Genomic DNA, 10,818 nt, shown 5'->3' on the forward strand with positions numbered 1-10,818 from the left:
TCCGGAGCCCCCCAGGTGGGTCTGGAGGGCCAGGAGCTGCTGGTCTCGACCGCCGACTCCGCCGACGAGATCGGCACCTCGCAGGTCAACGCCGACCTGGCCCTGCGCACCCCCGTCGACGTCGCCGCCGGCGAATACCACTCCACCCTGACCCTTTCGCTGTTCAACCAGTCCTGAACCGGCGACAGGGACAAGGTGACGCAGGGTTAGGAAATCCTGACGTAGCGGATTGTTGACCGGGCGGTCAATCAGGCACACCGTCGGGGAATAGGTCACCTCTCCCCCGTACGGAGGCACGGATGGATCTCACGAGATCGTTGTCCGACATCGTCGCCCTCGTCGCCGGGCTGGTCGCGGTGCTCGCGCCGTTCTTCTGGGCCGACGCCCAGGCCGCCGCGCAGCCGCTGCTCGTCCTCGGCGCCCTGCTCGTCGTCTCCGCCCTGTGGTCCGTCCTGGGCGCGGGCGGCGCCAGCTCCTGGGTGACCGCCGCGTTCGGCGCCCTGCTGTTCGTCTCCCCCTGGGCGTTCGGCTTCGACGGTGACACCGCCTCGGCGTGGACCGCCTGGATCACGGGCGCCGTCACCGTCGTCGTCGGCCTGCTCACCGTCCTGCAGGTGCGCGGCCGCACGACCGTCACCACCTGACCCCACCGGTCCCCTCCCCGGCCGGACCCCCGGTCCGGCCCCGATGCCCCGCTCCTCGCCCGGCCCCGTCGCCCGTCGCCCTCCCGCGACCGGCGGCGGGGCCGTACGTCTTCTACGGGCGCCTTCACACGGGCGCCTTCACACGGGCGCCTTCACACGGGCGCCTTCGCGCAGGTCCTCACCTGGTACGGAGCAGCCGGACATCAGAGTCGCGCTTATCACCCTTCAAGGGATATGTCGCCCCTTGACTTTGGCGCGAACTCCACTCAGTCTGTTGCGCATAGCGCTTCCTGTTCCACTTTACGAAACTGGGACCTCCGCAATGATTCCTGCGTGCCCCCTCGCCGCCCTGCCCCGGGGCGAGGCCCTTCGAATCGAGACAGATCCCCCGATCGCCGTTTTCCACACCGAGGACGGTGAACTGTACGCGGTGGACGACACCTGTACACACCAGGACGCCTCGCTCGCGGACGGGTGGCTGGAAGGGTGCGAGGTGGAGTGCCCCCTGCACGCGTCGCGCTTCGACCTGCGCACGGGTCAGGTGGACGCTCCTCCCGCGAAGCTGCCGGTGCGCACCCACCAGGTGGTGGTCCGGGACGAGACCGTCTACGTCGTGCCGTCGGACCTGCCGCCCAACCTCCCGCCCGGCGTCCGTACCGGGTCGGCCTGAGACGCGTGAGGGTGCCGTGAATTCCGTCGCTATCGTCGGCGCGTCGCTCGCGGGGCTGTCGGCCGCCCGCGCGCTGCGCGCCCAGGGCTTCGGCGGACGCCTGACGATCGTCGGGGCCGAGCCCCACCGCCCCTACGACCGGCCCCCGCTGTCCAAGGAGTTCCTCGCGGGCCGGATGACGACGACGGACCTCGCCCTGGAGGGCGACGGCGAGGACCTCGACGCCGAGTGGCGCCTGGGCGTCGCCGCGACCGGGCTGGAACAGGGCGGGCCGCTGCGGATCGCGCTCGCCGACGGCTCCGCCGTCGAGGCCGACGGCGTGGTGATCGCCACCGGCGCGGTCGCCCGCACCCTCGGAGGCGAGCTCGCCGGAGTGCACACGCTGCGCACGATCGAGGACGCCTCGGCCCTGCGGGCCGATCTCGACGGCGCGCGGCGGCTCGTGGTGATCGGGGCGGGCTTCATCGGCGCCGAGGTGGCCTGCGTCGCCCGCACGCTCGGGCTCGACGTGACGATCGTCGAGGCGGCGCCCGCGCCGTTCGCCCGCGCGCTCGGGCCCGAGATGGGCACCGCGCTCGCCGGGCTGCACGAGGACCACGGGGTGCGCCTGATCTGCGGCGCCGCCGTACGCGGCCTGACCGGCGAGGGCCGCGTCGACGGAGTGCTGCTGGAGGACGGGCGCCGCCTGGACGCCGACGTGGTGCTCGCCGGCATCGGCGCGCGGCCGGCGGTCGACTGGCTCGACGGCAGCGGGGTGAAGGTCGGCGACGGCGTTCTCTGCGACGCGGGCGGCGCGACGAGCGTGCCGGGAGTCGTCGCGGTCGGCGACTGCGCCGCCTGGTTCGACCCCGCTCTCGGCACTCATCTACGCGTGGAGCACTGGACCGGCGCGGCGCGGCGTCCCGCGACGGCCGTCCGGACGCTGCTGTCCGGCGGCGCCGCCGTGCCCGACGCTCTCGCGCCGCCCTACCTGTGGTCCGACCAGTACGGCCTGCGCGTGCAGTTCGCCGGGCACACGCTGCCGGGAGACGAGGTGAGCGTGGAGGAGGGCGACCTCGCGTCCCGCCGCTTCCTGGCCGTCTACCGGCGGGAGGGCCGCACGGTCGCGGTGCTCGGCGTCGACCAGCCCCGCTCGTTCACCCGGTGGCGCCGCCGCGTGAACGAGCCCGCCGGAGCGCGATGAGCGCCGGCGCGTCCCATGCCCGCGTCATCCCGCGTGGCCGAGACGGTGACTGATGTCGTCGGCGCCCGCCACGAGCACGGGCGCGAGCTCCCGCATGCGCTCCTCGCTGAACCGGTAGGCGGGGCCGGAGGCGCTGACCGCGGCCACCACCTCGCCCTCGTGGGAGCGGATGGGCGCGGCGATGGCGTTCAGCCCGATCTCGTACTCCTCCACGGTGACCGCGTAGCCCCGCCGCACCGCCTCGCCGAGCTGCCGCCGCAGCTCGTCGGCGTCTATCACCGTCGCGGGCGTGAAGCGCTCCAGCCCGGCCGCGGCGATGAGCCGCTCGCGGTGCCGCTCGTCGAGGTGGGCGAGCAGGATCTTGCCGCTCGACGTGGCGTGCAGAGGGGTGGGCTGGCCGACCCAGTTGTGCGCGGTCACGGCCGCCGGGCCGCGCACCTGGTCGAGGTTGATGGCGTAGTGGGACCGCGCGACGGCGATGTTGACGGTCTCGCCGATCTCCTCCGCGAGCCGCCGGCACACCGGCCGGCTCTGCTGGACGAGGTCGAGCCGCGCGGCCACCCCGGCGGCGAGCCGGACGACGCCGAAACCGAGGCGGTACTTGCCGCGGTCCTCCGCCTGCTCCGCCAGCCCGCGCGCCTCCAGGGCGCCGAGCAGCCGGAACGCGGTGGACTTGTGGACGCCGATCTCCGCGGCGACCTCGCTCACGCCGGCCTCGCCGCGCTGGGAGAGGATCTCCAGGATCGTCACGGCCCGGTCCACCGACTGGACGCCGCCGCTCCCCTCGGACCGCGCGGCGGCCTCGTCGGTCCCCGCGGGCTCGGGGTCCGACCCATGACGTTGCGAATGCTGCACTCTATTGCGCATATCAATATCATCCTGCCCGGGAGGCGGACATGTATGACTTTGTCATCGTCGGTGGTGGATCAGCGGGGAGCGCGCTCGCGAACCGGCTGTCGGCCGACCCCTCCAACCGCGTCCTCGTGCTGGAGGCGGGCCGTCCCGACTACCTGTGGGACGTGTTCATCCACATGCCGGCCGCGCTGATGTTCCCCATCGGCAGCCGCTTCTACGACTGGAAGTACGAGTCGGAACCCGAGCCGCACATGCACGGCCGGCGGATCTACCACGCCCGGGGCAAGGTGCTCGGCGGGTCGAGCAGCATCAACGGCATGATCTTCCAGCGCGGCAACCCGCTGGACTACGAGCGCTGGGGCGCCGACCCGGGCATGGAGACCTGGGACTTCGCGCACTGCCTGCCGTACTTCAAGCGGATGGAGAACTGCCTGGCGGCCAACGACGCCGACCCCATGCGCGGCCACGACGGGCCGCTGGTGCTGGAGCGCGGACCGGCCAGGAACCCGCTGTTCAAGGCGTTCTTCGAGGCCGTGCAGCAGGCGGGCTACCCGCTGACCGACGACGTGAACGGCTACCGCCAGGAGGGCTTCGCGCCGTTCGACCGCAACGTGCGGCGCGGGCGTCGCCTGTCGGCCGCCCGGGCCTACCTCCACCCGGTGATGAAGCGGCCGAACCTCACGGTGAAGACCGGGGCGTTCGTCACGAAGATCCTGTTCGAGGGCAAGCGCGCGGTCGGCGTGGAGTTCGACGGCAAGCGGGTGCGGGCGGGAGAGGTCATCCTCTGCGGCGGCGCCATCAACTCGCCGCAGCTCCTGCAGCTGTCCGGCGTGGGCGACGCCGACCACCTGAAGGCGCACGGCGTCGACGTGGTCCACGACCTGCCCGGCGTCGGCCAGAACCTCCAGGACCACCTGGAGGTCTACATCCAGTACGCCTGCAAGCAGCCGGTCTCGATGCAGCCCGCGATGAAGTGGATCAACCGGCCGATGGTCGGCGCGCAGTGGCTGTTCCTGCGCAAGGGCCCCGGCGCGACCAACCACTTCGAGGCCGGCGGCTTCGTCCGCGGCAACGAGGACGTCGACTACCCCAACCTGATGTTCCACTTCCTGCCCGTCGCCGTGCGCTACGACGGCAGCGCGCCGGCCGGGGGGCACGGCTACCAGGTGCACATCGGGCCGATGTACTCCGACGCCCGCGGCTCTGTGAAGATCAAGAGTGCCGACCCCCGGGTGAAGCCCGCGCTGCGGTTCAACTACCTGTCCACCGAGCAGGACCGCCGCGAGTGGGTCGAGGCCGTACGCGTGGCCCGCGACATCCTCAACCAGTCCGCGCTGGACCCGTTCAACGGCGGCGAGCTGTCCCCCGGCCGGGAGGTCGAGACCGACGAGCAGATCCTCGACTGGGTGGCCAGGGACGGCGAGACCGCCCTGCACCCCTCCTGCACGGCCAAGATGGGCGTGGACGAGATGTCCGTGGTCGACCCGCTGACCATGGGGGTGCACGGCCTGGAGGGCCTGCGCGTCGTCGACGCCTCGGTCATGCCGTACGTCACGAACGGCAACATCTACGCCCCGGTGATGATGGTCGCGGAGAAGGCGGCCGACCTGATCCTCGGGAACACTCCCCTGGCCCCCGAGCCGGTGGAGTTCTACCGGCACCGTAAGGACGCCTGAGATGAAGGACCTGTACATCGGCGGGCAGTGGCGCGACGCCGCCGAGGGCGGCCGGCGGGAGATCCGCTGCCCGGCCGACGAGGAGCACGTGGCCACCGTGGCGGAGGCCACCCGCGCCGACACGGAGGCGGCGATCGCGGCGGCCCGGCGGGCCTTCGACGAGGGCCCGTGGCCGCGCACGCCCGAGCGCGAGCGCGGCGCGCTGCTGCTGCGGGTGGCCGGTCTGCTGGAGCGCGACAAGGCCGAGATCGCGCGGGCGGAGTCGCTGGACACCGGCAAACGCCTGGTGGAGAGCGAGTACGACGTCGACGACGTGATCGCGTGCTTCCGCTACTTCGGCGGGATCGCGGGCACCGACGCCGGGCGGGTGATCGACACCGGCCGCGCCGACGCGGTCAGCCGGGTGGTCTACGAGCCGGTCGGCGTGTGCGGGCTCATCACGCCGTGGAACTACCCGTTGCTGCAGACCTCCTGGAAGGTCGCCCCCGCGCTGGCGGCCGGGAACACCTTCGTGCTCAAGCCGAGCGAGCTGACCCCGTCCACGGCGATCCTGCTCATGCGGCTGCTGGAGGAGGCGGGGCTGCCGCCGGGCGTCGGCAACCTGGTGCTCGGGGCCGGCGCGGAGGCGGGCGCGCCGCTGGCCGAGCACCCGGACGTCGACCTGGTGTCGTTCACCGGTGGGTTGTCGACCGGACGGTGGATCATGGCCACCGCCGCGCGGACGGTCAAGCGCGTCGCCCTGGAGCTGGGCGGCAAGAACCCCAACATCGTGTTCGCCGACGCCGACTTCGACACCGCCGTCGACTTCGCGCTGACGGCCGTCTTCCTGCATTCGGGCCAGGTCTGCTCGGCCGGCGCCCGGCTGCTCGTGGAGGACTCCATCCACGACGCGTTCGTCGACGAGGTCGTACGGCGGGCCGAGCGCATCAGGCTGGGCGGGCCGTTCGACCCCGAGGCCGAGACCGGGCCGCTCGTCTCCGCCGCGCATCTGGCCAAGGTGGAGGCGTACGTCGAGGCGGGCGTCGCCGAGGGAGCGAAGCTGCGCTGCGGCGGCCGCCGGGTGGAGGGGAAGGGCTACTTCTACCGGCCGACCGTGCTGGACGAGTGCCACCGCGGCATGCGGGTGGTCCGCGAGGAGTCGTTCGGCCCGGTGCTGACGGTGGAGCGGTTCTCCGGCGAGGACGAGGCCGTCGCGCTGGGCAACGACACCGACTACGGCCTCGCCGGGGCGGTGTGGACGGCGGACGCGGGCAGGGCGCAGCGGGTGGCCGCCCGGTTGCGGCACGGCACGGTATGGATCAACGACTACCACCCCTATGTGCCGCAGGCCGAGTGGGGCGGGTTCAAGCAGTCCGGCGTCGGGCGGGAGCTCGGCCCGACCGGCCTGAACGAGTACCGCGAGATCAAGCACATCTGGCAGAACACCGATCCCCGTCCCCAGCACTGGTTCCGTCCCTGAGTCAGTCGTCCCGCCCGTGTGCGGCGAGGAACTCACCGATGCGCGCGTCCATCTCGGGCGGCGCCGCGAGGGGCAGGGTGTGGTGGGTGGCCCCGGGCAGCAGGGCCGTCTCCAGCCGGGGCAGCAGCGCCGCGGCGGAGGCGGCCACCCGGCCGGCGTCGTGCGCTCTGCCGCGCCCGGCCAGGAGGAGCAGCACCGGGAGCCGCAGTGTCCGAAGCGCCTCCGGGGCGGGACGCGGCCCGGTCCGGGGGCGGGCGGTGGGGAAATCGGCGGCGCGGTCGTAGAGGCGCAGCCACGTCTCGTCCAGGGCCGCGCCCCCGGTCTCCCAGTCGAGGAACGCGCGGCGCCGCCGTACGGTCGGGCGCAGCAGCATCGGCAGGGCCCGCAGCAGGTAGCGGGGGGAGAAGCCGGTGAAGCAGTTGGTGGGGTCGACCAGCACCAGCGCACGCACCCGGCCGGGTGCGTGCGCCGCGTAGTGCAGCGCGCTCCACGCCCCGTAGGAGTGGCCGCAGAGGGACACCGCCGAGGCGCCGAGCCCGTCGAGCACGGCGTCGAGCCAGGCCATCTGGTCGTCCACCGTACGGATCGCGCGCCCGCCCGCGACGCTGCGGCCCGCGTCGCCGACGGTGTCGACCGCGTGCACCCGGTATGCCCCGCCGAGCGCCGTCGCCGTGGCGAACCAGACGGTCGAGGTGGTCCCGCCGCCGTGCAGGAGGACGACCGGCGGCGCGTCCGCGGGACCGACGGAGTTGACGTGGGTCGTGCCGTAGGGCGTGGAAACGGCCCCCGACTCCGTGGAGGCGGGCCAGCGCGCCGCCAGGACGGCGTCGTAGGCCGCGAGAAACCCGTCGTCACTGCTCTCCATGACCGCCTCCAAAAGTATCTCGCTGAGCGATAATCTCGTTGAGTGAGATAATAGGAGGTTCATGGTGACGCGCGGGCACGAGGGCCCGGAGATGGAGATCTTCCATCTGCTCCGGGCGGTCGCGGTGGAGTACGGCCTGCGCCAGGCCGACTTCGCCGCCGAACACGGCATGCACGTCACCGACGTGCGGGCGCTCATCTGCCTGCTGGACGCGGAGCGGGCCGGCACCGGCGCCACCGCCGGTCACCTCGGCGCGGGCCTGGGCCTGAATTCGGCCGGCACCACCGCCGTGATCGACCGCCTCGAACGGCTCGGCCTGGTCAGCCGGGTCCGTGACGTCAGGGACCGGCGCCGGGTCCTGCTGAAGGTCGAGGAGTGCGCCAAGGAACTGGGGTGGAGTCACTTCGGCCCGCTCATCGACGGGGCGGTCGCGGTGCTGTCCGGCTTCGACGAACGGCAGACGGCCGCCGTGCGGCTCTTCCTCCGGACGACGCTGGACGCGTTGACGGCGCGGGGCCGATGAGCCGGCGCGGGGGGCATGCTGGAGTGCATGCAGGTGCCCGCGCGCTTCTCACCCGAGCTGTGGATGTTCCTCGCGCCGCGTAACCGGCGGCCCGAGGTGCTCCTGCCGTACGACGGGACGTCCTCGCTCGGCCACCTGGTCGAGTCGGCCGGCGTTCCGCTGACGGAGGTCGGCACCCTGCTGACGGGCGGCCGCCCGGTCGGCCCGTCGTACCGGCCGGGCCCGGACGAGGTGGTGGAGGTGCCGGCCGTACGCAGGCCGCAGGCCGTGCCGGACTGCCGGTTCGTCCTCGACGTCCACCTGGGCACGCTGGCGCGGCGGCTGCGCCTGGTCGGCCTGGACACGGCGTACCGCAACGACATGGACGACGACGCCCTCGTCGAGCAGGCCGGCGCCGAGGACCGGGTGCTGCTCACCCAGGACCGGGGCATCCTGCGGCGGCGGTCGCTGCGGTACGGCGCGTACGTGCGGGGGGCCAGGCCGGACGACCAGCTGCTCGACGTGCTCGACCGCTTCCAGCCGCCGCTGGCCCCGTGGACCCGGTGCACGGCCTGCAACGGAGGGCTCGCACCGGTCGGCAAGGCCGAGGTGGAGGCCTCGCTGGAGCCCGGCACGCGGCGCAGTTACGACGAGTTCGCCCGCTGCCTCGCCTGCGGCCGGATCTACTGGCGCGGCGCCCACAGCGGCAGCCTGGCTGCCGTCGTCGACCGCGCCCTCCACGCCGTCTCGGGACTCTGAGCCGGGCCGGGAATGCCCGGCGGCGGCGGATGGTTCCAGACCCTCAGAAGTTGAACTTTCAATTAGGAGGGGTCATGCCCGCCGTCACCGCCGACACCCTGACACTGCCGCGCGTCGCCCTACCGGACCCTGCCGTCGCCGGGCCGCGCCCCGTCCGGTCGGTGACGACCGCGCCCAGCGGCTTCGAGGGCGAGGGCTTCCCCGTACGGCGCGCCTTCGCCGGCGTGCCGCAGTCCCTACTGGACCCGTTCATCCACATGGACCAGATGGGCGAGGTCGAATACGCCCCGGGTGAGCCGAAGGGCACCCCGTGGCACCCGCACCGCGGCTTCGAGACCGTCACCTACATCATCGACGGCGTCTTCGAGCACCAGGACTCCAACGGAGGCGGCGGCACCATCACCAACGGCGACACCCAGTGGATGACCGCCGGGTCCGGCCTGCTGCACATCGAGAAGCCCCCGGAGCACCTGGTGGTCTCGGGCGGGCTCTTCCACGGCATCCAGCTGTGGGTCAACCTCCCCCGCGCGCACAAGTTCCACCTGCCGCGCTACCAGGACATCCGGGGACGCGAGGCCGCACTGCTCGCCTCGGCCGACGGCGGCGCGCTGCTGCGGGTGATCGCCGGTGAGCTGGACGGGCACCCCGGCCCGGGTGTCACGTTCACCCCGATCACGATGGTGCACGCCACCGTCAGCCCGGGCGCCCGGCTGGACGTGCCGTGGAACCCGGACTTCAACGCCCTCGCCTACGTCCTGGCCGGTCAGGGCACGGTGGGCGCCGAGCGGCGGCCGGTGCGCAAGGGGCAGCTCGCCCTCTTCGGCCCCGGCGGGTCGCTGACCCTCGCGGCGGACACCGCCCAGCCCCAGGCCGAGCCCGATCTGGAGGTGCTGCTGCTCGGCGGACAGCCGATCCGCGAGCCGGTCGTGCACTACGGCCCGTTCGTGATGAACACCCGCGCCGAGATCATCCAGGCCATGGAGGACTACCAGGCGGGGCGCCTCGGCGTCATCCCCGCCGAGCGGGTCCCCCACACCTGAGGGTTGAGTCTCCCGTAGGAGGAGACGCGAAGGTGGGGGGCATGGACGGCGGCACGCTCTACTCGATCGGGGAACTGGCCCGGCGGACCGGACTGACGGTCAAGGCCGTGCGGTTCTACTCCGACTGCGGAATCGTGCCGCCCACCGGCCGCAGCCCGGCCGGCTACCGCCTCTACGACACCGGCGCCGCCGCCCGCCTCGACCTCGTACGCACGCTGCGCGACCTGGGAATCGGCCTGCCCGCGATCCGGAGGGTCGTGGACGGGGAGCTCTCGCTGGCCCAGGTCGCGGCGGCGCACGCCGAGGCCCTGGCGGTGCAGATCCGGGTGCTGCGCCTGCGGCGCGCGGTGGCGACGGCGGTGGCGCGGCGCGGTCCGACCCCCGAGGAGATGAATCTCATGCACAGACTGGCCAGGCTTTCCGAGGACGAGCGACAGCGGCTGACCGGCGACTTCCTCGACTTCGTCTTCGGCGGGCTGGACGCCGACCTGGCGGGAATCAGGCGCACGATGACCCCCGAACTGCCGGACGACCCGGAGGACGAGCAGATCGAGGCCTGGATCGAGCTGGCCGAGCTGGTCCGCGACCCGGAGTTCGGTGCGCTCATGCGGCGGCTCGCCGAGCAGCATCTGGCCGACCGCGCCAACGCGGACGGCCCGCGCCCGGACGCCGTCGCGATCGTCCGCGACCAGGTCGCCCCCGCGCTGGCCGCGGGTGTCGACAGCGCCTCACCGCAGGCCGACGCGATCATCGCCGCCGTCACCGCGCGGTACGCCGTCCTCGTCGGTTCGCCGGACGACACCGCCCTCCGACTCCGGCTGCTCACCGTGCTGGAGACCGCCGCCGACCCGCGCCGCCAGACGTACCTCCGGCTGCTCGCCGTGGTCAACGGCTGGCCGCCCCCCGACGACCCCACCCCCACCCTCACCTGGTTCGCCGACGCCCTGCGCACACGGACGCCGGACTGACAGCGATCGAGGACTCAGGGCTGGAGCGAGCGGACGTCAACCTCGGATGGCGTTTTCTCCGTTGGTCATATGGAAACTGATGATCTTCAGTACGCGGAGAAGCCGGTAGGTGTCGTCCGATCTACGCCGGCCCGCGGTCACCGATTTGGCGTACTCCAGACTCGGCAGGAGACCGAAGTAGCCCTCTTCGTGGAGTA

Annotated in this window: 11 protein-coding genes; 9 read left to right on the top strand and 2 right to left on the bottom strand. The window is 72.8% G+C overall.

Annotation, left to right across the window (positions count from 1 at the left end; genetic code table 11):
• Nucleotides 1-299: 299 nt before the first annotated feature.
• From AAH991_RS39120 to AAH991_RS39130, 3 genes are all read left to right on the top strand, one after another.
• The gene (locus AAH991_RS39120) at nucleotides 300-644 is read left to right on the top strand and encodes an SPW repeat domain-containing protein (protein ID WP_346231013.1); all 345 of its coding nucleotides are present in this window, start codon (nucleotides 300-302) and stop codon (nucleotides 642-644) included.
• Between the two features lie 322 nt (nucleotides 645-966).
• Nucleotides 967-1,314 (top strand): bifunctional 3-phenylpropionate/cinnamic acid dioxygenase ferredoxin subunit, encoded by a 348-nt coding sequence (locus AAH991_RS39125; RefSeq protein ID WP_346231014.1) that lies wholly within the window; start codon nucleotides 967-969, stop codon nucleotides 1,312-1,314.
• A gap of 16 nt (nucleotides 1,315-1,330) precedes the next feature.
• On the top strand, nucleotides 1,331-2,497 hold the full coding sequence (locus tag AAH991_RS39130; protein WP_346231015.1) for an NAD(P)/FAD-dependent oxidoreductase: 1,167 nt from the start codon (nucleotides 1,331-1,333) through the stop codon (nucleotides 2,495-2,497).
• Between the two features lie 24 nt (nucleotides 2,498-2,521).
• Here AAH991_RS39130 and AAH991_RS39135 read toward each other — a convergent pair whose 3' ends face one another.
• The gene (locus AAH991_RS39135) at nucleotides 2,522-3,364 is read right to left on the bottom strand and encodes an IclR family transcriptional regulator (RefSeq protein WP_346231016.1); all 843 of its coding nucleotides are present in this window, start codon (nucleotides 3,362-3,364) and stop codon (nucleotides 2,522-2,524) included.
• A 29-nt stretch (nucleotides 3,365-3,393) separates the two neighbouring features.
• Between AAH991_RS39135 and betA the strand changes: the two genes are divergently transcribed.
• Both betA and AAH991_RS39145 read left to right on the top strand, forming a co-directional pair.
• A complete protein-coding gene (betA, locus tag AAH991_RS39140; protein WP_346231017.1) occupies nucleotides 3,394-5,028 on the top strand; it encodes a choline dehydrogenase in 1,635 nt (544 codons plus the stop codon).
• Nucleotide 5,029: 1 nt separating this feature from the next.
• A complete protein-coding gene (locus AAH991_RS39145) occupies nucleotides 5,030-6,487 on the top strand; it encodes an aldehyde dehydrogenase family protein (protein ID WP_346231018.1) in 1,458 nt (485 codons plus the stop codon).
• 1 nt (nucleotide 6,488) lies between these two features.
• Here the strand turns inward: AAH991_RS39145 and AAH991_RS39150 are convergent, their stop codons facing one another.
• Complete coding sequence (locus AAH991_RS39150; protein WP_346231019.1) at nucleotides 6,489-7,352, bottom strand: alpha/beta fold hydrolase; 864 nt, start codon at nucleotides 7,350-7,352, stop codon at nucleotides 6,489-6,491.
• A gap of 61 nt (nucleotides 7,353-7,413) precedes the next feature.
• Here AAH991_RS39150 and AAH991_RS39155 point away from each other — a divergent pair, with 61 nt between their 5' ends.
• The 4 genes from AAH991_RS39155 (at nucleotide 7,414) to AAH991_RS39170 (ending at nucleotide 10,621) form a co-directional block, all read left to right on the top strand.
• The gene (locus AAH991_RS39155) at nucleotides 7,414-7,875 is read left to right on the top strand and encodes a MarR family transcriptional regulator (protein WP_346231020.1); all 462 of its coding nucleotides are present in this window, start codon (nucleotides 7,414-7,416) and stop codon (nucleotides 7,873-7,875) included.
• Nucleotides 7,876-7,902: 27 nt separating this feature from the next.
• The gene (locus AAH991_RS39160) at nucleotides 7,903-8,613 is read left to right on the top strand and encodes a Mut7-C RNAse domain-containing protein (RefSeq protein ID WP_346231021.1); all 711 of its coding nucleotides are present in this window, start codon (nucleotides 7,903-7,905) and stop codon (nucleotides 8,611-8,613) included.
• A 74-nt stretch (nucleotides 8,614-8,687) separates the two neighbouring features.
• Nucleotides 8,688-9,653: a pirin family protein gene (locus tag AAH991_RS39165; RefSeq protein ID WP_346231022.1), complete on the top strand. Its 966-nt coding sequence runs from the start codon at nucleotides 8,688-8,690 to the stop codon at nucleotides 9,651-9,653.
• A 41-nt stretch (nucleotides 9,654-9,694) separates the two neighbouring features.
• Nucleotides 9,695-10,621 carry a MerR family transcriptional regulator gene (locus AAH991_RS39170; protein WP_346231023.1) on the top strand — a complete coding sequence of 309 codons (927 nt, stop codon included), beginning with the start codon at nucleotides 9,695-9,697 and terminating at the stop codon, nucleotides 10,619-10,621.
• Nucleotides 10,622-10,818: the final 197 nt, after the last annotated feature.

This window comes from Microbispora sp. ZYX-F-249, assembly GCF_039649665.1.
Taxonomy (GTDB): Bacteria; Actinomycetota; Actinomycetes; order Streptosporangiales; family Streptosporangiaceae; genus Microbispora; species Microbispora maris.